Annotated in this window: 10 protein-coding genes; 1 reads left to right on the top strand and 9 read right to left on the bottom strand. The window is 73.7% G+C overall.

The window, feature by feature from the left end:
* Window positions 1-11: 11 nt before the first annotated feature.
* The 7 genes from WMF27_RS21825 to WMF27_RS21795 all read right to left on the bottom strand — a co-directional run bounded on the left by WMF27_RS21825 (window position 12) and on the right by WMF27_RS21795 (window position 13819).
* Window positions 12-596, bottom strand: coding sequence for a hypothetical protein (locus WMF27_RS21825; protein WP_437766958.1), 585 nt, complete (start codon window positions 594-596; stop codon window positions 12-14).
* Between the two features lie 350 nt (window positions 597-946).
* The gene (gene mltG, locus WMF27_RS21820) at window positions 947-2239 is read right to left on the bottom strand and encodes an endolytic transglycosylase MltG (protein ID WP_437766959.1); all 1293 of its coding nucleotides are present in this window, start codon (window positions 2237-2239) and stop codon (window positions 947-949) included.
* 97 nt (window positions 2240-2336) lie between these two features.
* Window positions 2337-3905, bottom strand: coding sequence for a vWA domain-containing protein (locus WMF27_RS21815; RefSeq protein WP_437766960.1), 1569 nt, complete (start codon window positions 3903-3905; stop codon window positions 2337-2339).
* Window positions 3906-3939: 34 nt separating this feature from the next.
* Window positions 3940-6426 (bottom strand): NAD(P)-binding domain-containing protein, encoded by a 2487-nt coding sequence (locus WMF27_RS21810; protein ID WP_437766961.1) that lies wholly within the window; start codon window positions 6424-6426, stop codon window positions 3940-3942.
* Window positions 6410-8140 carry a DUF4215 domain-containing protein gene (locus WMF27_RS21805; RefSeq protein ID WP_437766962.1) on the bottom strand — a complete coding sequence of 577 codons (1731 nt, stop codon included), beginning with the start codon at window positions 8138-8140 and terminating at the stop codon, window positions 6410-6412. Before WMF27_RS21805 ends, WMF27_RS21810 begins: the two co-directional genes overlap by 17 nt.
* Window positions 8122-11214 (bottom strand): vWA domain-containing protein, encoded by a 3093-nt coding sequence (locus WMF27_RS21800; RefSeq protein WP_437766963.1) that lies wholly within the window; start codon window positions 11212-11214, stop codon window positions 8122-8124. Before WMF27_RS21800 ends, WMF27_RS21805 begins: the two co-directional genes overlap by 19 nt.
* Window positions 11215-11461: 247 nt before the next feature.
* Entirely contained in the window at window positions 11462-13819 is a 2358-nt protein-coding gene (locus tag WMF27_RS21795; protein WP_437766964.1) for a cyclic nucleotide-binding domain-containing protein, read from the bottom strand.
* A 512-nt stretch (window positions 13820-14331) separates the two neighbouring features.
* On the opposite strand from WMF27_RS21795, the gene WMF27_RS21790 reads away from it, so the two are divergent.
* Window positions 14332-15132, top strand: a complete 801-nt coding sequence (locus WMF27_RS21790) for a hypothetical protein (RefSeq protein ID WP_437766965.1) — start codon at window positions 14332-14334, stop codon at window positions 15130-15132.
* Between the two features lie 195 nt (window positions 15133-15327).
* Here the strand turns inward: WMF27_RS21790 and WMF27_RS21785 are convergent, their stop codons facing one another.
* A complete protein-coding gene (locus WMF27_RS21785) occupies window positions 15328-18552 on the bottom strand; it encodes a serine/threonine protein kinase (RefSeq protein ID WP_437944492.1) in 3225 nt (1074 codons plus the stop codon).
* Window positions 18549-19811 (bottom strand): serine/threonine-protein kinase, encoded by a 1263-nt coding sequence (locus tag WMF27_RS21780; RefSeq protein ID WP_437944491.1) that lies wholly within the window; start codon window positions 19809-19811, stop codon window positions 18549-18551. Before WMF27_RS21780 ends, WMF27_RS21785 begins: the two co-directional genes overlap by 4 nt.
* Between the last annotated feature and the right edge of the window lie 27 nt (window positions 19812-19838).

The raw sequence follows: 19838 nt of genomic DNA, 5'->3' as shown, positions 1-19838 counted from the left end.
CCGCGGCCCTGTCACGGGGTGAACCGGAGCGAGTAGCTCACCACGGTGGCGCCTCGCCTCGGCTTCAGGAAGTCGATCTGCTCGAAGACGCCGACCACGCACTTCGTGAACGCCTGGCCCTTGAGCGCCGTCCGCGGCTTGCGCACCTCGGCCTTGCCGCCGTCCTTCTCGATGCGGAGATCGATGCCGAAGTCGCCGCCCTTGGTCGGGTCCTCGGCGAGCGCGAAGCAGCGGCGGAGCTCGTCGAAGTGGGGCGCGACGGAGCGCTTGATCGGCTCCTTGGTGAAGTCGTCGTGCGGGCCGCCGCCGATGTGCATGCCGATGTTGGCGACCTTGACCTTCGGGAGCGGCCCGGCGTCGGCCGGCGCCGCGGCGCTCGCCGCCGGATCGGCCGCGGCGCTGGCGGCGGGCGCGGCGCTGTCGGTGAGCGCGGCGCTGGCGGCGGGCGCGGCGCTGGCGGTGAGCGCGGCGCTGGCGGCGGGCGCGGCGCTGGCGGCAGAGGCCGTGGCATCGGCGGCGGGGGCAGCGCTCGCGGCCGAGGCGGGCGGATCGGGGGGAGCTGACGGCGCGGCGGTCGTGGAAGGGGCCTGTGTCACTTCGACCGGGGGCGCGGTGCGGGGCGAGCAGCTGGCCAGGGCGGCAGCGAAGGCGAGGGGAGCGGAGAGCGTGAGTAGGGAGGGAGCGGGGCGGCGCATGATGGCGCGCGAATCTACACGGCGGTGCGCGCAGATCCAGGAAGCGGGGACGGCGCGAGCGCGGCCGAGGCAACGCGAGGAGCGACGAACCGATCGCTGCGCGCGGAGAGCCGCCGTGATGCGCGCGAGGGGCTCCGTTGCCGGAGGGAAGGGTCCGTCGCGCGCGCGAAGGCATCCGGCGCCGGTCGGAAGGCTTCCGACGCGCTCCGGAAGCCGTGGTCTGTGTGCTGGATTGCGTTCGCGTCCCGCGCCTACGGCGCCGTCGCGTCCCGGCGCTTCTGCACGGCGTCGTTGTGGTCGTCCAGGCTCTCGCTGAACCGGTGACGGCCGCCGCCCGCGGCCACGAAATAGAGGTACTTCGTCGCCGCGGGCGCCAGCACGGCCGCGATCGACGGCGCACCGGGGTTGGCGATTGGCCCGGGCGGCAGCCCCGGGTGCGCGTAGGTGCTGTAGCGGTTCTTCGGATCCCGCACCACGGCGGGCGTGGCCTTGCCGCTCCACCCGGCGCACGACGGCGCCTCCTCGGGCCAGGCGACGCAGCCGTAGAGCGCCGTCGCGTCGGACTGCAGCCTGCGAGAGCGGAAGCTCGGATCGAGGAGCCGGTTCAGGAACACGCTCGCGATGAGCGGCCGCTCCTCCTCGACGACCGCCTCCTTCTCGATGATGGAGGCCAGCGTGAGCACCTCGCGGCGACCCCAGCCGAGCGTCGCCCGGAGCGCCGCGAGCCCGTCCTTGCTCTGCGCCGCGAGCGCGCTCCACCGCCGGTCCGACTCGGCGACGAGGCGCCGCGCCACGTCGCGCGCGTCGGAGTCCAGCGCGAGCTCGTACGTCGCCGGGAAGAGGTACCCCTCCGCGCTCTCCGCGCCCACGGCGCCGCCGCGCTCGATGCCGAGCGCGTCCAGGAACGCGCCGTCGGCCGTGGCCGCGAGGAACGTCTTCCGGCCGGCGATGCGCAGCTTCTCCAGCCGGGCGGCGATGTCGAAGCGGCTGAAGCCCTCGGGGATCGTGAGCTTCGCCGTGGGGCGCCCCTCCGCGCGCGCGAGCAGCTGCCGCAGCTCCCGCGGCGTCGCGCCCTCGAAGAGCAGGTGAGGGCCCGGCACGAACGCCTCGGTGCCGCCGGTCGCGCCGAGGTAGAGCGCCATGGCGCGCTCGCTCTCGACGAGCCCCTCGGCCGCGAGCAGCGCGGCCGCCTCGCCCGCGTCGAGCCCGTCCGGCCAGTTGAGCTCCACGACCCGGCCCCGGTCCGGCGCCCTCGCGCGCCCGAAGCCGAACACCAGCGCGAGGAGCGCGGCGCACCCCGCCGCGATCACGCCCGCGAGCCCGAGGAGCAGCGCGCGCCCGCGCCTGGCCCGGGGCTGGGCAGGGCGCCGCGACGCCGGCGAGCGCTGCCCCGCGCCGCGCGCGCGCCGCGCGGGGGTCGCCTTCCGGGTCGACGGCGGCTCGCGCGGCGGCGAGCCCTGCGCGCCGTCGCCACCCGTCCGGCGGTTGCCGTCGCCACCCGTCCGGCGGTTTCCCGGCCGGCTCGCCCTAGGTCGAACGCCCACCGCCCGAAGTCAAAACCCGAAAGCCCGACGCGTGTCAACGCCCCGCGTCGCCGCGGGGCAGGGGCCCGAGCGCGCCGTCCGCGCCGGGCGCCGCGCGTCACCGCGCGAGATCGAAGGCCTCCGCCTCGTTGCGGCGGACGGCGCTCTTGCCCTGGCGGGACTGCGCCGGGGCGGGCCGCGGCGGCGCCGCCGCCGGGGCCTGCGCGAAGCCGCCCGGCTCCGCGGCGGTGGCGGGCGGCGGCGTGGCGAACGCCGGCGGCGTGGCGAAGTCCGTGCCCGCGCGCTCCAGCGCGGCGAGCTGGCCCTCGAAATCGGACGCCACGTCCTTCGCGCGGTTCGCCGGGGCGACGGCCTTCGCCTTGTCGGCCGCCTTCTTGAGCGACGCCTGCTGCGCGTTCAGCTTGCTGCGCGCCTCGTCGAGCCGCCCCTGCTCGAACAGGAAGTTGGCCTGCTTCAGCGCCGCCGCCGTCTCGCTGCGCTGCACGCGCCCCGCGACGAGCGCGTCAAGCTCGCTCGCGTCGGCGTCGCTGCCCGCGATCGCGACGCCGAGCTTGCCCGCGCACCGCGCGTCGGTCCTGGCGACGAGGTCCCGGTAGGTGAGGCCCACGTCGGCGAGGGGGGAGTCGCCGCGCGCGTCGCCGCCGAGGCCGCCGAGGCGCACCTTGAGCAGGACCGTCTTCACCTCACCCGCCGCGAACGCGCCGAGCGGCACGATGACCTGATCGCCGGCCCGCCGGAACGAGCGATCGAAGACCCGGTCGAGCTCCACGCCGGGCGCGAGGTCGATCGCGAGCTCCGCGCCGCTCGCGACCGACGCCGTGAGCTGCTCGGCCTCCGCCTCGAAGATGCGCGCGAGCGCGGCGTCGTTCTCGACGAAGTAGTGCCGGCCGTTCGAGTCGAGCGCGATCGCCGACAGGATCTTCTCGTTGTAGTCGACGTCGACCCCGATGGTCGTGATGGCGATGCCGCGATCGCGCGCCCGCTGCGCCATCGCGCGGAAGCCGGGGACGTCGCGGACCCCGTGGTTGGCGTCGCCGTCGCTGAGGACGAGCATCCGGCTCACGCCGCCGCTCGTCTGACCGAGCAGCGAGAGGCCCTCCTCGATGCCGCACGAGATGCACGTGTCGCCGCCGAGCGAGATGCCGCGGACGCTCGCGAGGATGCGGCCGCGCGTGTCCGGCCCGACGGTGGTGGGCGGCACGACCACGCTGGTCCTCGTGTCGAAGGTGACCACCGACACGACGTCGCCGTCGTTCAGGCGGCTCACGGCGGTCGTCGCCGCCTGCACGGCGTTGGTGAGGCGGGTGCCCTTCATCGAGCCGGAGCGATCGATGACGAGCGAGAGGTTCGCCTGCGCCTGCGACCTCGCGGGCGCCCCGTCGCCGCGGACCTCGAACATCAGGAACGTCTCCTGCGCCGAGCGAGGCAGGCGGGCGTGACCGACGCGCCCCTCCAGCATCAGCCTCGACCCGGTCGTGAAGCGGCTCGGATCGATCGCCGCGACGGCGCCGCCCGTCACCTCGGGGACCTGGCGGGGCGGCTCGGTGATCACCTCCGGGACCGCCGTGACGGAGCTCCCGCCCCCGGACGGGGCCAGGGAGTAGACGGAGAGGCTCGTGAACATCATGCCGAGGGCGGAGAACAGGGCGACGTGGGTCGGCTTCATGGCTCCTCCAGAGAACGGCCTGGGCCCCCCGAGCTTACGATGGACTCACGGCGCGGGGACCGCGGGCGTGGTCCCCTTGTACGTCGCCGAGCTCGGAACGATCTGACGGCTCCACGGTCGGCCGGACACCGGCGGCGCGGAGGGCGCTCCACGGCGGGATGCTCCCGATCAGGACGAGCACGGCGTCGCAGGGGTGCGCCCGGTCCCCCGAAGGCGACGCGAGGGTCGCCACGAGCGCGCCGCCCCGATCTGCGGCGAGGGCGGAGACGTCGGTCTCGAACAGGAGCGAGAGGCGAGACGCCGCTGCAAGCCTGCGTAACTCCTCGATGTTTCGGGTCTTCCCGCGGCGGAACCCGGCGCCCCGGTAGACGACGGTGACGTCGGTGGCCGGCTGGCGCGACAGCGCGATCGCGGCTTCCATGGCGACGTCGCCGAGGCCGACGATCAGCACGCGGCTGCCGGCGAGGCTCCGGGCGTCGGCGAGGTGGTAGTACACCCGACCTTCCACCTCGGCGGGTAGGTCGAACGGAAGCCGGCGCGGCGAGCCGCGCTGGCCGATGGCGAGCAGCACGCGCCGCGCATGGCGCTCGGTGCGCGGTCCGCCCTCGCGCGGCTCGGTGACGACGACGAAGCCGGCCGTGGCCTGCGCCTCGGCGGGCGCGCCTCTGCCGGCCGTCGCGCCGGCAGAGGCCGCGCGGGCGACCGACACCATGCGCGTGTCCTGCAGGATCGGGAGCCGCTCCTTGCGCACGATGCGGAGCCAGTGGGAGAGTAGCTCCTCCTTGGTCGACTCCTTCAGCCACAGCTTCCCGGTCATCGGCAGGTCGAGCGGCTGATCGAAGACCAGCTTGCCGCGCGGGAAGCTCTGGATGCTCTGCGCCACGCTGCCCTGCTCGATCACCTCGAACGAGAGCCCGAGCTCCCTGGCGCGCAGCGCGGCGCTGATCCCGGCGGGCCCTGCGCCCACGATGATCAGATCGAGCTCCTGACCGCTCGCGCCGCGCGGGCCGGCCTGCCGCAGGTCCTCCGCGATGCGCGTCGCGGCGTGAGCGCCCTGGTGGATGGCGTTCTTGATGAGCGGGAGCCCGGTGACGTCGCCTGCGAGGTGCAGGCCCGGCACGTCGAGGCTGCCGAGGTCGTCGCCGAGGCGCGGTCGATCGGCGATCGGGGCGCCGCCCTCGATGGTGAGCGACCCGTTGGGGCAGCGCTGCTCGCACAGGGTGAGGCCGCAGCACGCCTCGGGGCGGGCCACGACCGCGACGTACTTCTCGACGGCGAGCACGTCGTACGGGCACGCGTCGACGCACGCGTAGCAGCCGAGGCAGGTGGTCGTGTCGATCCGGGGCAGGCGCACGCGCGCCGCGGGGCGGAGCATCGCGTCCTCGCCCCCGGCGTCGCGCGCCGCTCGCCGCGCGCGGCGCGCGCGCAGCGCGTGGCCGCCGCGGGCGCCCGCGAACGCGAGGGCGGCGGCGGCGAGGCCCGCGCCCATCCAGAGCAGGGCGGGCGCGCCGGGCGCGGCGCCGGCCTTCACGACGGGCAAGGCCGCGGCGGCGTCGCGCGCCGCGTCCCAGGCGAGGGCGCGGTCCTCGGTGTGCTGGCCGCCGCAGACGCCGGCGGGGCTCGTGCCGCCGCCTGCGCGGCCGGCGTTGCGGCCGGCGGGGCGTGGGTCGCCGCCTGCGCGGCCGGTCGCTGCGTCCTCGGGGAGGGCAGGGCGGTGCTCGTCGAAGCAGGTGATCGGACGGGCGTCGCCGAGCGGCGCCTGCGCCGCGACGAGGCAGCGCGCGACGGGATCCCGCGGCGCGGCGAGGTCGTGGCACGGCGCGCAGCTCCCCGCCGTGACGATCGCGACGGTGGCCGGCTGGCCCGGGCGGAAGGCCGACCTCGGGAGCTCGACCTCGGCGCCCGGCGCGAAGCGCACAGGTGGCCTCGCTGGATCGAACACGACGCCCTGATCGCCGCGGTGGATGGGGTGGCAGGTGGCGCAGCTCAGCGCGCCGCTCGCGAGCAGCTGCCCGTGGCTCCTGCGGGTGGAGCCGTGGGCGCCGTGGCACCCCACGCAGGCCTGATCGATGCGGGCCCCTGCCGCGGCGCCGCGCGAGGGCGCGGCTTCCCGGGCTTCCCGGGCCGCGGCGGCCTCCCGCGGCGCGGAGGGGGCCTGCTCGGCGTGGCACGACGCGCACGCGAGCTGCGCGCGCGCGTGGGGCAGCGAGAGCGGCCCCGGCGCCGCGTGTCCCCCCGGCGGCGGGAAGAGCAGCGCCGCCGCGCCCGTCGCGACGGCGCCCGCGAGCGTGGCCGGCAGCACGCCCCGGAAGCGGGTGACGTCGGAGGTCGCCTCGGCGCGGCGCGCGGCGCGCCCCCGCACGACCTCCCGCGGCTGGGCGGCGCGCTGGCGCGGATCGGAGAGATCGGCGCGGTAGAGCGTCCTCGAGGGATCGGGCGGGCGCGCCGCGTCGTCCGCGTCGCCGGATGGCGGCGCCGCCGGACGGCGGCCTCCGCCGGTCGGGCTAGAGGAGCGTGACATTCAATCGATAGAAGAAGGTCGCGTCGGGGACGAGGGGCGCGGCGCGGAGCCTCACATAGTACGTGCCCGCGGCGAGGTCGGTGAGCGAGGCGTAGGAGCAATAGCCGACCCCTCCATCGTCGTCGGACGCGAGCACGGTGGTCCTGTCGTCGCCGAGGACCTCGATATAGCTGTCGATCTGCCCCCTCAGACAAGCCTCGGTATTGTTATCGCCGACGTTCACGTACAGCGTCGAGCGAGGCCCCGGCACGCTCACGGCGATCACGTCGACGTCGCCTGCCGGCGAGATCTCCGCGAGCCATGAGGCGGCGTACGCGTCGGCCTGCGCGGGGGTGCCGTTCGGCTCCGTCTCGTCGAGCTCGAAGCGGCAGCCGGGGCTGCACCCGTCGAGAGCGTCCGTATTGCCGTCGTCGCACTGCTCCCCGGCGCTGATCGTGCCGTCCCCGCAGACCTCGGAGACGAGCGTCACGTCGAGGCGGTACGGGAACGTCTCCGACACGGCGCCGAGCACGGACGAGACGCGAACATAGTAATCGCCCGCGGCGAGCGACGGCGCGACGGCACGGGCGCAAAGGCCGTTTTCCCCGCGGTCGCGCCGCACGATCACCTCGCCGCTCTCATCGAGGATCTCGATGACGCTGTCGAGCCGGCCGGTCAGGCAGTCGGAGCTCGTGACGGCCGCGGTCTCTGCGATGAGGTCCGTCGGCCCGCTCGGCACGGTGACGCGCACGACATCGACGTCCGGGTCATCATTGATCGGGGGACCGATCGCGGCGAAGAACGGAATCTCATAGGTGTTGGCGGAGGCGATGTTGTTGTTGGGCTCCACCTCGGTCGCCTCGAGCTGGCAGCTATTGCTGCAGCCGTCGCCCGGCTCGTCGAGGGCGTTGTCGCACTGCTCCGTCGGATCCTGGATGCCGTCCCCGCAGGCGGTCTGTCGGCTCCGCACGCCGAGTTCGAACGCCCCTGCCTGGCTCGCGTTCGCTCCGGTGACGACCACATAGAACGCCTCGCCCTCGCGGACCGGCACGGTCAGCCGGTTGTCGATCCCCGCGCCGACGCTGGGCCTGCCGCATTCGACCCGGGTCGCGGGCTCGGCGCAGGCGCCGCGCAGCTCGGCGACGAGCGGCGCGTCCGTGTGTGGGGTCAGCACCACGTCGAGGAACCCGGTCGTCGTCGCAGTGAACGTGTAGGCGATGCCCGGGCTTTCCAGCGAGCAGCTGCTGTGGACGGCCGCGTGGCCGCTTGTGTCGCCGGTCGCGGCCCCGGGATCCGGGAGCGCCACGGGCGCGGCGCACATGTCCGCGCAGGCCTCGTCGCACTCCGGATCGTCGCAGTCGACGGCGCCGTCGCCGTCGTTGTCCCGCCCGTCCTGGCACACCTCGACGCCCGAGCAGCCCGAGGCGTCGGGGGTGCACTCGGGGCTGCACCGGACCTCGCCGCCATCGAAGCCGAGGCTCTGGCAGGTCGCGCCCCCGAGATCGGGTCCGTCGCACGCCTCGCCCTGTTCGGCGACGTCGTTCCCGCAGTCGCCCGGGGGGCCGCCCCCGCTGCCCCCGCCTCCGTCGCCGCCTCCGCTTGCGCCGGCGCCGCTCGAGGCCGACGGGGGCCTCGGCCGCGCCGCCTCGTCGTCTCCGCCGCACGCCGCGACCGCCCCCGCAGCGCAGAGGAGCGCGGCCACCATGGTGCTTCGGCTCACTCGGTATCTGGACATGAATACGTGATCTCCCAGTCCTGCACCTGAACGCCGCCCCCTCCGCTGCTCGTCGGATTGAGCCTCATCCGGACCTCCAGGTACTCCGTTCGAGCGTCCGGCAACTCTTGCAGCACGTCGAAGAGATCGACCGCGCACGGCGGCGCCGAGGTCTCATCGCAGATCCGGGTGTCGGTCGGCGTGGCGTGGGCGGTCGCGGCGGTCCTGACCGTCGCCGACGCGAGGCCGGCGGGGGCATCCGCCGCTCTCACGAAGAACTCGACGCTCGAGTCGCCCGGCGTCGTCGTCCTGTACCTGAGGTATCCCCACTGGGTCTTGGTCCCCGGCGGACAGACACCGCGGTACTGCTCCCAGTTCGTGGTGATGGCCGTGACGCTCGTCGTCACGCACGGCACGACGGCACGGACCTTCCCGCCCGGGTTCTCGCGGATGTCGGTGCAGGTCTGCGGGCAGAGCTTCACGTTCGTGTTCCCGGACTCGAAGTACCAGCCCGTGCCGCAGCTGCCGATCCCGGCCCGGGGCGTGAGCGTCGTCTCCACGCCGGCGGCGGTCTCGTAGACGACGGACACCGACGCGGGATCCGAGACGCCCGCGGTGGGGACGGTGACGTCGCAGGGCAGCGCCTCGCCGCGGATCGAGACGAGCGCATTGAGGAGGTTGCCTTGCAAGGCCGTTCCGGCGCTGAGGTTGAACGCTTGTCCACCGCCTTGATCCGCGATGAGGTTGATGATCTCCGCGTTCGAGTTGCCGAAGCCCACGGCGTGCACGCGAACGCCGTGGTTCACGAAGGCGTTTCGCGCCAGGTTTCCGATCGCGTTGGGGACGGTGTTGCAGTCCGACGGGATGCCGTCGGTGACGAGCACGACCGCGACTTCCTCCTCGGGATGGGCGTTCTTGTAGGTGATCGCCCAGGACGTCGCGCCGTCGAGCGCCACGGACATCGGCGTTTCGCCGTTGGGCAGAACGACGCTGTTGATCGCGTTGACGAGCGCGTTCTCTTGCTGATCCCACGGCGCGGGGTCCTCGGTCAGCCGCCGGGCCGCCGTGCCATCGAACGGGACGAGCGGGTTCGCGCAGTCGCCTCCGCCGGCGGGGCAGGAGGAGCCGTCGCAGGTGCCCGGATTGTTGTGCGGCCAGAACCGGAACGCGACGCCTAGCCCGGCCGACGCCGGATCCTGGAAGAAGGCCTTGAGCGCGTCCGTAGCTGGATACCATCGATCGTCGATGGTGTCGTCGTACGTCGCGATGGTTGACCGCCGCATCGAAGTGGATCGATCGAGCGCCACGAACAGGGTGACCGGCCTGACCAGCGATACGCTCGCCGTCGCGATGCAGGCGGGCGACTCACACATGGCCGATTGATAGATGCTCCCGTTGTTGCCGCACCGGCACTCGGGGATGTGCATAGCGCCAGGGGGATTGACGATGAGCTCCACGCCGTCGGCGACACCGACGCAGTCCGCCACGCTGATGCACTCACCCGGGGCGATCGGCTCCGTCGTCGCGCAGGCGAGGGTGCCACCCGTCGGGTTGCACGCGTTCAGGACCCGGTTCGGGGCGGAGGACGGCAGCTGGTTTGCAGTGGAATCATACCGGTGGATGGCGATTCCCGCCGGGGCCGGCGTGGTGCCGCGGTTGCAGACCGGGATCGTCCCGCCGCAGGGCACGCCGATCGTGAGGTCCGGCAGGGAGCACGTCGGGTCCGTCTCGTTCGGCTGGTACGACTTGCAGAGGCCTTTTTGCGGGCAGGTCTCGCCGCAGACGCTCTCTACGAGGTCGACGCAGCTCTGTGTCCATTTGCCTCCCGGCGCGCAGCAGCTCGATCCCTCCGGCGTCGCGCAGATGCTCTGCACGCACGAATTGCAGGACGCAACGAGCCGTTCGCCGGTGTAACACTTGTCGTGCGCGCAGCCGGGATCGGTGTCGCAGGTGGAGCCGCACAACGACCCGGCCAGGGCAACGCAGCTCGCGTCCCATTGCGGCACGGTCGCGCTGCACGTCTTGCCACCGCACTCCGTGGCAACATAGCCCGCGCAGGTCGCGCTCCAGACCCCGGTGCAGCGGCCATCCGACAGCACGGTTCCCGTCGGACACATGCCGTTGCTGGGCCCCATGTTGGGCGGGTTGCAGCGGCCTGGGTAGACGCAATTGCTGTACGGTCCGATGATGGCAGTGCACTCCATCGTCGAGGCGCACGTGATATCGCAACAGCGCGGATGGTTCGCGCAGATGGTCGCGATGCAGGCGTCGCCGCAGGTCGTGGTCATGTTGGTCGCGGCGCCGGGAGCCGCCACGCAGGCGTCGTGACCGCAGTCGGCGGGGACGGTCGTATAGGTGCAGCAGTTCGGGTTCGCGTCGCAGACCTTCGCGGCGCAGCCGCTGCAGTTCGACAGCAGCGACACGCCGGTCGCGCACGGGTCGTGAACGCACGCGCCCCGCGCGGGGTCGTCGCAGTACTGGTCGAACTGGCAGTCCTCGGTGGTCGTGCACGGCTGGTGCGTGCCCTTCCTCGCGACGTCCTCGGGCAGCTCGTTGATGTCGCCGACCGACCACGTGTACGTCGGGCCGGTCCCCGCGAGGCTGATGGGCCCCCCGTCCGGCGTCTCCTCGAACGACTGGCACGTCGGGTCGCACGGGTTGGTCGCGCACAGGCCGCCGTCGGAGGCATCGGAGTTGGCGAGCGGGCGCGGATACCCGCCCTCACCGCTCCCCCGCGGCGCCGAGCCGAACGGCGACCTCCGCATCGTCATCGTCCCGTCGCAGCTGCCGTAGCGCCCGTCCTCGCAGCGCCGGATCCCGTCGAGGCACGTCAGCACACCTTCGTGCTCCCCGACGGTGACGTGACACTCCACCTCTTCGCCGTCGACGCACGGGTCGCCCGTTCCCGGCCCAGCGTCGGGCCAGTCCGTCCCCGGCTGCGGCGGCTCACCGGCGTTGTTGCCTCCACGGCACGATCCGGCGATGAGGGCCGACGCGGTGAGCAGCGTCACGAGCAGCAGCGCTCTCGGCGCCCACGCGCTGGGGGAGCCTGATCGGGAGAGCGCTCCCATCCACTTGGTCGAAGGACCAGCCATCGGCTTCTCTACCTTCCACTAGGGTGCTGTCGGGAAAATTGTACCTGGGTGCAGAAGGCAAAGTCCAGGCCTCTCGGCTGCGCGTTGCGTGATGCGCGAAAAGCGGTCGCGGCGCACACGCGCGGCGCACAAAGAAATGCCATGCCTCGCAACCATTTCATAGCGAGTCCGGGCCATCTCGGTGCGCCGTCGCGCCTCGCGGCGGCGATGTGGGGCGGCGTGCGCGCGCTCCCGGGCCGGCGCCCGCTCATCGAGGCACGCTCGCCGCCGTCATCGCGTGGAGCACGAGCAGCGCCGCGGCGACGCCGAAGGTGATGATGTGCGCCGGCAGCCCTCCGCGGAGCGCGGCGAGGAGCGCGCGCTGGGCCGGGAGCGCGCGCAGCTCCACGGCGAGGCGGATGAGCTCCGCCAGGCCGGCGAGCCGCTCGGCCCCGCGCCCTTCGAGGACCGCGTCGATGCGGGCGCGCAGCGCGCGCTCCTCCTCGCGAAGTCCGCGCCCCGACGCGAGCAGCGCGAGCGGGCCGAGGGGGCTCTGCAGGTAGGGCACAAGGATCTTCTCGACGATCTTCTTGACCAGGTCGCTGCGCCCGCTCACCTCGCGGTAGAAGCGGTCGAGCAGCTCGCGCCGGGCGGCGCTGAAATCCTCGGGGAGCGCCGCGGTGCGCTCGATCCGGGCGAGGCGCCGCGGCGCGAGCCGGTACGCGATCGCCGTGAAGGCGCCGGCCGCCGCGGTGGCCCAGAACACGAGGTGAAGCGCCGCGCCCAGCGTCGGGCGCCCGGACCGGGGCCACGGCGCGTGCGCGAGCGCGAGGCCGGCCGTGACGAGGCCGATCGCGAGGTGCCCGGCCAGCTGCGGGCGGAGCCGGCTCTTCACGGGCGCGGCATCGCCGCCCTCCGCGGCCGTGTCGCCGCGCCGCCTGGGCCGCATCCACGCCCATCGCCCCGCGCGCTTGGGGACCGCGTAGAGCAGCAGCAGCGCCATGCCGACCGCGGCGGCGACGCCCGCCGAGAAGGCGGCGCCCTCGCCCGGGCGCGCGCCGCCGCGCGCGTGCGCCGAGAGCCCCGCCGCGCCGAGCCCGGCCGCCGCGAGCGCGCTGCCCGCGACGAGCGCCGCGCCGCTCCGTGGCGCGGAGGCGCGCTCCTGCTCGCGCCGCGCCCCGCCGAGCAGGTCGCGCACGTCGGCGATCTCCTCCGCCGGGTTGACGCGGAAGATCGAGCCCGTGGGGCAGGCCTTCACGCACGCGGGGCCGTCGTAGTCGCGGCAGAGATCGCACTTCACGGCGATGTCCGCGAAGCCCGCGCCTCCCGGGCGCGGCGCGGCCGCGGGGCGCGGCGCCATCGCGATGTTCTCCCACGGGCACGCCTTCGCGCAGGCGCCGCAGCCGGTGCAGAGCGCGTCCCGGATGAACACCTCTCCCCCGGTGTCCTTGCCGATGGCGCCGGTGGGGCACTCGATCATGCACGCGGGGCTCTCGCAGTGCTGGCAGGAGTTCGGCAAGAGCAGGCTGCGCGGCGCCTCCTTCTGCGCGGCCTGCTCCGCGTCGTCCACCCGCGCGCGCACCTTGTCGCCGCGGCGCACGAGCCGTGAGACCCCGTGCACGTCGGCGCACGACCACGCGCAGTGTCCGCAGCGCGCGCACGTCTCGAGATCGATGACCAGGAGCGACCGCGCGACCTGGAGCCGATAGAGGTCCCTGAAGAGGTGCGCCGTGTGATTGCGCGCTTGGCCGGCGATGACCGCCTCCTGCCTTTCGTGGTGCTCGCCGGTGATGCGCCGGAGTCGGGGGATCAGATCAGGGTGCTTCCGCGCGAGCGCGGCGAACGTCTTCGACGGCACGGCCAGGAGCGCCGTGGCGCCGCTGGCCACGGCGCTCGCCGCCCGGCAGCGGCCGCCGTCGAGCTCGACGTCTCCAAAGAAATCACCTCGGGTGAGGTACGCGCGCACATGAATCCGATCTCCGTCCTCGGTTTGAATTTGCACCATCCCCTCGGCGATGAGCCAGAGCTCGGCGGCCGGATCGCCTGTGCGATAGATGGCCTGACCGCGCTCGAAGCGCCGATGACTCGTTGCGTCAAGCAGAATTTCGACGTCGTCGGAGTCCAGGTCACGTGTGAAGGCGAGGGTGCCGAGGAGGTCGCGTGTCGCGCTCCTCCGCAGCGCGCGCTCGAGCCTCTCGGCGATCTCGGCCTTGCCGGAGCGACCGGCGGCGCGCCGGAACAGGTGGACCGGGATCTCGGCGAGCACGCTGGGGGCGAGCGCGACTGCGGTGGTCCTGCGCGACATCCCCACGACCGCCTCCTCGCCGACGACGTCGCCCGTGGCGGCGGTGCGCACCTCGGTATCGCGATCGTCTCCGCGGCGCGTCGCGCGCAGGGCGACGCGCCCGGACGCGACCACGAAGAAGGCGTCGCCGGCGTCGCCCGCGCGATAGGCGACCTCGTCCGGCGAGAGGGAGCGGAGCCGCCCCGCCCCGGCGATCTCACGCCGGGCGCGCTCGTCGAGCCCTCGCAGCAAGGGGGCGTCGAACACCGCCGGCGGCCACGCCTCGGGGCGGTCAGACCCTGCGTCGCGCGCGCCGCCGTGGGTGTGGTCCGATGAGGGCATCAGCAGGTCTCCTGGTCGAAGGACGCAGACCGCCGCTCCTCCCAACCAGCCCTCGCCGCGCGATCACGGCCCGAGCCGCCCCCCGGAGCGAGGTCGACAGGAGCGGGGCAAGCGCGGCAGGCGCGGCAAGGGACGCAAGGAGCGCAAGGAGCGCAAGGAGCAGAACCGGCGCGAAGAACGCGGACGTGGACGTGGACGTGGACGCGGAGCAGACGGGGCCGCCGTGTCATGGCGTCGGATACCGTCGCTCCACACCGTCGCGCATCCGCTGTCGTAAGGGACGACATGGTCTTACTTCACGTTCAAGAAGGTGCAGAAAAAGGACGAGCGTCCCGAAAATGCCTTGACACCCAGGCCGATTACAGTGAATATCCATCCTGCTAGACTCGGCATCTTCGGCGCCAGGGTTCGTTTGATGGTTCGGCATGAAATGACTAGCATCTGTTCTTGAGTGCACATGCAATGTCATTCGAAATCAACGAGGTAGAAGTATGAGTAGGCGCACGACGAGTTTGGCTGTTGCTTCCCTGGCTGCCGCGTCTTTCATCACGCTTGCTTCGGCTTCCGCGAGCGCGAAGGGGGCAGAGGACTGGGCGCTCGAGTTCATCGAGAACGCCGAAAGCAACGAGTGGGGCACTGAACCCGAGTGCTTCATGAACTGGGACGACCCTGACCAGTCGAAGGCGTGGACTGGCATGACCAAGGCCGCGTGCTTCTTCACGCTGTCGCTGCAGAAGGCGATGGGGTACTCCAGCCTGGACATGTATTCGATGTGGGGCAAGAACAGCCCGACGTCCGATTATTATTTCGATATCATCAACGTGAGCCCGAAGGTCGGCGCGAACCCTTCCGGGTTCGAGACGTACTTCCGCCTTGTCGAACGTGCGGCCGACATCCAGAAGGGTGATGTCTTCAGCATCGGCGCCACGGGCACCTTCGCCGGCCACACGATGATCGTCACCGGCGCGCCGGAGAAGATTACCCCGCAGATCAACCCCCGCTACTCGAGGACGGAGCAGTTCGCGGTGCCGATCGCGGACTCGACCAGCTCGTCGCACGGGTGCTCCGAGGGCCAGTACAAGGACAGCCGGTGGAGCGGGCCGTGCACCGGCGGCTACATGACGCCGGGCGCCGGGACGGGCTACGTGCGTGTGTACGCCGACTCGTTCTCGGGCGTCCTGCTCGGCTTCACGTGGAGCGTCACGTCGTCGCAGAGTAGCTACTACTCCCCCACCACGCGCCCCTACCGGATCGGCAGGCTGGCCAAGCTGCCCGATCCGCTCCCGACCGAGCCGCCCCCGCCCCCTCCCTGATCGACGGCGACACGCTTCATGACCACGGCGCGCTGAGCTCGTCAGCGCCTGACCAGCGAAGCCCTTACCCCGCAGGCCGGGGTAGGGGCTCGTCCCTTTTTGTCGGCCGGCGCGTCGAGGTCCCTGCCTCGTCCGTCGCGTCGTTGGCGTCCGTTGCGTCCGTTGCGTCCGTTGCTCCATCTCGGCGACCTCGGTTCAGGGGATCTCGACATCGGCCCGCGCGAGCTCGACGATCTCGAGGCGTTGGAGCATCGCGTCGGTGACCAGCGGGCCGGTCGGCCGCAGGCCGCGCCGCGCCTGCTCCCGCTCGTACGCGGCGAAGGCGCGGATCAGGAACGGGGGAAACGCCCGGAAGAGCAGCCTCGCCTCGGCCCGGAGCGGGCGGCGCCGCTGGCCCGTGCGGAGATCGTAGGTGTACCGGATCGGCACGCCGGGCGGCACGGAGCGCGTATCGATGATCGCGTCCGGCCCTTTCACGGCGCCACGGCTCGCGTCCAGCGCGCCGACAGGAAAATAGGTCTCTAGAAAGGCGTTCTGCCCCGACAGGTTCGAGCCGCAAGCGCCGGTGTCCAGGTCGTACTCGCCGTCCGTGAACCGATCGGCGTGGTGCAGCCCCTGGCCGGGCCCGGCCTGGCAGGTGCCGTCTGCGGCCACGACGCCGACGCATCGGACACAGCGCAGAAAGCCGTTCTGAAAGTTGATGAGCCCCCGCCCCCGGAACGAGGTGCCGCCGAGCCGCGGGGGTGGGGTCCAGAGGGGGATATCAGGCCCGTCGCGCACGTCGGCGCCGAACAGCCCGCCTCGAGCGCCCGGCGGCGCGAAGGGGCTGTTCGCGTCTGGATCGGTGGTCACCCGGGTGAACACCTTGTCTCTCAGATCCTCGTCGGCGCGGTCGATCCGGCCGACCTCGTAGACCACACGCCCCTCTCCATCCCTCACCACGAGGTGAACCCAGAACTCGCGCTCCTGGCTGAAGCCGGCCGGCACCTTGTGCCCGGCGCCGGTGTTCTCGATCTCGATCGGGATCTCGACGCGATCCCCGGCCGCGCCGGCGCGGCGCGCGGCGCCGAGCTCGAAGCGGAACGTGTGCCGGAGCAAGAGATCGCGGCGGCGGCGCGCGCCCGCCGGAATGCCGTGCGCGTCGAGCGACGGCTCATCGATGAGCGCGTCGGGGAACTCGTCCGACAGCGGCACATCCACGCCGGAGAAGTAATGGGTCGCGACGTCCGCCGGAGCGGTGGAGTGATCCGCGATCCGGCCGCGCGGGCGCGCGCCCGGCCGCCGCGGGGCGAAGCGCGTGCCGGGCGGGCACTCGGGATCTCCCGGCGACGCCTGGGCGGCGCCCGCCGCCGGGGCCGCCTCGCAGACGCCCGGATAGGTGCTCATGTGGCAGTCCTGGCAGGTCGCCGCCGGGCGGCCCGCGCGCTCCTCGGACCTCGCCCAGTCCGACCACTCGGTGTAGGCGTTGCGCAGCCGCTTGAAGTGCTCGCCCCGCGCCGCGGCGAGGGCGTCGCTGCCGAAGAGGCGCACGTCGTGGCAAGCCCCGCAGAACTCGCTGGAGCGCAGGTACGCCCTCGCGCTCGCCGACGGGCGACCGTGCACCACGGGCTCGACCGCGCCCGCCGATCCCGCCGGCGGGAGCCCGGCGCGCGCGGCCGCGCCCTGACCCGAGGGGAGCAGCAGCTCCTCGGGACGGAGGTCGTAGCCGCTGTTCGCGATCCCGAACAGGCCGCGGCCGTCCTCGGGACGCGCAGGGAAGACGGCGCCCGTCACGAAGGACGTCCACGTGGGGTTGCCCTGGTACCCGGCGCGCCCGCGCGGGCCGACCGGGCCGTGCACCTGATGGCAGAAGCCGCAGGAGATCCCCTCCAGGCCGCGCCGGGTGAGCAGGTCGCGCACGGGGAGGCGCGCGCGGGGATCGCCGCCGGCGCGGCCGTCCCACGCGGGCATCACGGCGTCGAGGTTCTCCGCCGGGCTGTGGCAGTTCACGCACCAGTGCTCGCCGCCCGAGCCGGTGACGGCGACGCCGCTCCGCCCGTCGCGGCAGGCGCGCGCGGGATCGGCCTTGCGCAGGATGCCCGCGCCGTTCGGGCAGTCGGCGGTGCGCCCGACCTGCTCCTCGATGAGGCTCTCCAGCGCGTTGAAGAGCGGGCTCTTCACCGAGTGCGCCATCACCGAGCGGCGCCACTCCGCGGCCTGGCGGCCGTGGCACGCGGCGCAGTCCTCCGCCGCCGTCCGCGCCTGCGCGAGCGGCGTGACCGGCGCGACGGCGACCGCGCGCGGCGCCGCTGGACCGGGCTCACCCCGCGAGAGCGCGAGCGCGGCCGACGCGATCAGCGCGCCGGCGCCGAGCGGCGCGATCCGCCACAGCCGCGCCGCGGCGCCGGCGGGGCCGCGCGGCGGGCGGCGATCGCCCGCGTCGCCCGCGTCGCCCGGGCGCGCGCGCTCGCGCGGCGCGGGGCCGGTCCTCGCCGAGGTGGCCGCGCCAGCGCGACGGGAGGTCCGGGCGGCGTGCACCGGAAGCGCCGGGGGGCGCTCGTCGAGGAACCCGCTCAGGGCATCGGCGATCTCCTCGGCGCGCGGCGGCCGCTCCGACGGGTCCGGATGGAGCAGCCGCAGCGCGTAGCCCTGCAGGCCCGCGGGGAGCGAGGCCGCGACGCCCTCGATGAACGGCGGCGGCTCCGCGCGAGCGGCCTCGCCGAGCGCGTGCCGCAGGCCAGCGCCCGCGAACGGGTGCTCTCCCGCGAGCAGGCGGTAGAGCACGAGCCCGAGCGCGTACCGGTTCGCGGCGCTGTCCCAGATCGCGCCGTCGGCCTGCGCGGGCGGCGTCCAGAGCGGCGGGATCTCCGAGGACACCCGCGCGCCCTCGGCGCGGGGCGCCGTGGCCGCGCCGCGGCTCGCCGACGCGCCGACGAGGGCGGCGACGAGCGCGCTCGCGGGCAGCGTCACGCGGCCCGCGTCGTCCACGAGGACCGCGTCGGGCGAGAGCGGACCCGGGAACAGGCTGGCGCGCTCGCACGCGGCGAGCGCGCGGGCGACCTGGATGGCGAGCCCGAGCGCCTCCTGGAAGGGGACGGGCCCGCGCCGCGCGCGCATCCAGTCCGAGAGGGGCGCGCCCGCGAGCCGCCGCGCGAGCCAGACGCGCGCGCCGTCCGGGCTCGCCGCGGCGGCGCGCTCGCCCTCGGCCGGCGAGGCGACGCCGCCGTCGATGAAGCCGCCGACGCCGGCGCTCCCGAGCGACAGGAGGCGCGCCGCGACGGCCTGGGGCTCGGGCCCTGCCGGCGCGTCCTGGTCCGCCGCGCCGAGCCGCCACAGCTCTTCTCCTGCGCCCGCGCCGCAGCGCCACCGCGCGGCGCCGCCCACGGCCGGGAGGGGCGCGCCTTCCGTGTAGCCTGCCTGCTCCGGCGACGCTCGCCTCACCGCGCCCCCTCCGCGGCGGCCGGCGTCGCGGTGCTGGCGGGCGGCTCCGGCGCGCCGTTCGTCGAGCGCAGCGCGCAGGTCCCGAGGCCCGCGAGCGCCGACAGCGTCGCGATGATCGCGATCGCGAGCCGGGTCGGGACGTCGCGCGGCCGGTCGATCTGCTCGACGAGCGCGATCGTGTCGGCGCGAGGCGCGTCCGCTCCGCCGGCGACGCGCGCGGCGCCCGGCGCGCTCGCGCGGTCGTGGTCGTCGGCGCGGTGCGGCACGCTCGCGCGGTCGCGGTCGCCGGTGCGCTGCGGCGAGCTCGCGCGGTCGTGGTCGCCGGCGCGGAGCGGCGCGCTCGCGCGGTCGCCGGTGCGCTGCGGCGAGCTCGCGCGGTCGTGGTCGCCGGCGCGGAGCGGCGCGCTCGCGCGGTCGCGGTCTCCGGCGCGGAGCGGCGCGCTCACCGCGGTCTGGAACGGCTCCAGCCGATCCACGATGTCCTGAGCGAGAAACGGCCGATCCTCGGGCGCCTTCTCGAGCAGCTGGAAGAGCAGCTGCTCGACGCCGCGGGGCAGCCCGCTCCGCACGTCGTCGCCGAGCGGCGGCGGCTCTGCCGTGCATTGCAGGTTGAGCAGCTCCCGCGGCGACGCCGACTGGAACGGCGGGCTGCCGGCGAGCGCCTCGTACAGGATGAGCCCCAGGCAGTAGAGATCCGAGCGGTGATCGATGGATCGCGCGTCGATCTGCTCCGGGCTCATGTACTGCAGGGTGCCGACGCTCTGCGTGTTGGTCTGGTTCATCGCCTCCACGACCTTGGCGATGCCGAAGTCCATCACCTTCACGCCGCCATCCCGCTGCACCATGATGTTCTCGGGCTTGAGATCGCGGTGGATCACGGGCGGCTGCTGCCCGTGGGCCGCCGCGAGGGCGCTCGCCACGCTGGCCGTGATCCGCACCGCTTCCGGCCAGGGGAGGCGGCCCGCGGCGCCAAGGACGGAGCGCAGCGTCTGGCCGTCCAGGTACTCGAGCACCATCACGAGCTCGCCGGAGGCCTCGATGCTGGCGAGGCTCCGGACGATGTTCGGGTGCTCGAGGTGCGCGAGGATCTGCATCTCGTTCAGGAAGAGCCGGCGTCCCTGCTCGCTCCGGGCGAGCTCGGGGCGGAGCACCTTCAGCGCGACGCGCCGGCGCGACAGGCGCTCCTCGCCCTCGTAGACCTTGCCCATCCCGCCCTCGCCGACGAGGCGTCGAACGAGGTACTCGCCGATCTGATCCATGCGCGCCGTCTCCTCTCCCTCTCCCTG

Origin of the sequence: Sorangium sp. So ce281, assembly GCF_051527395.1 — a bacterium.
In the GTDB taxonomy this organism is placed as follows: Bacteria; Myxococcota_A; Polyangia; order Polyangiales; family Polyangiaceae; genus Sorangium; species Sorangium cellulosum_B.
Note: the sequence above shows the minus strand (reverse complement) of the source record. Positions and strands in the feature narration are given on the sequence as shown.

Bases quoted from the DNA above. Each gene is read 5' to 3' on its own strand.
- WMF27_RS21815 (WP_437766960.1), bottom strand. From the start codon at position 3,905: ATGAAGCCGACCCACGTCGCCCTGTTCTCCGCCCTCGGCATGATGTTC.
- WMF27_RS21810 (WP_437766961.1), bottom strand. From the start codon at position 6,426: ATGTCACGCTCCTCTAGCCCGACCGGCGGAGGCCGCCGTCCGGCGGCG.
- WMF27_RS21805 (WP_437766962.1), bottom strand. From the start codon at position 8,140: ATGTCCAGATACCGAGTGAGCCGAAGCACCATGGTGGCCGCGCTCCTC.
- WMF27_RS21800 (WP_437766963.1), bottom strand. From the start codon at position 11,214: ATGGCTGGTCCTTCGACCAAGTGGATGGGAGCGCTCTCCCGATCAGGC.
- WMF27_RS21795 (WP_437766964.1), bottom strand. From the start codon at position 13,819: ATGCCCTCATCGGACCACACCCACGGCGGCGCGCGCGACGCAGGGTCT.
- WMF27_RS21780 (WP_437944491.1), bottom strand. From the start codon at position 19,811: ATGGATCAGATCGGCGAGTACCTCGTTCGACGCCTCGTCGGCGAGGGC.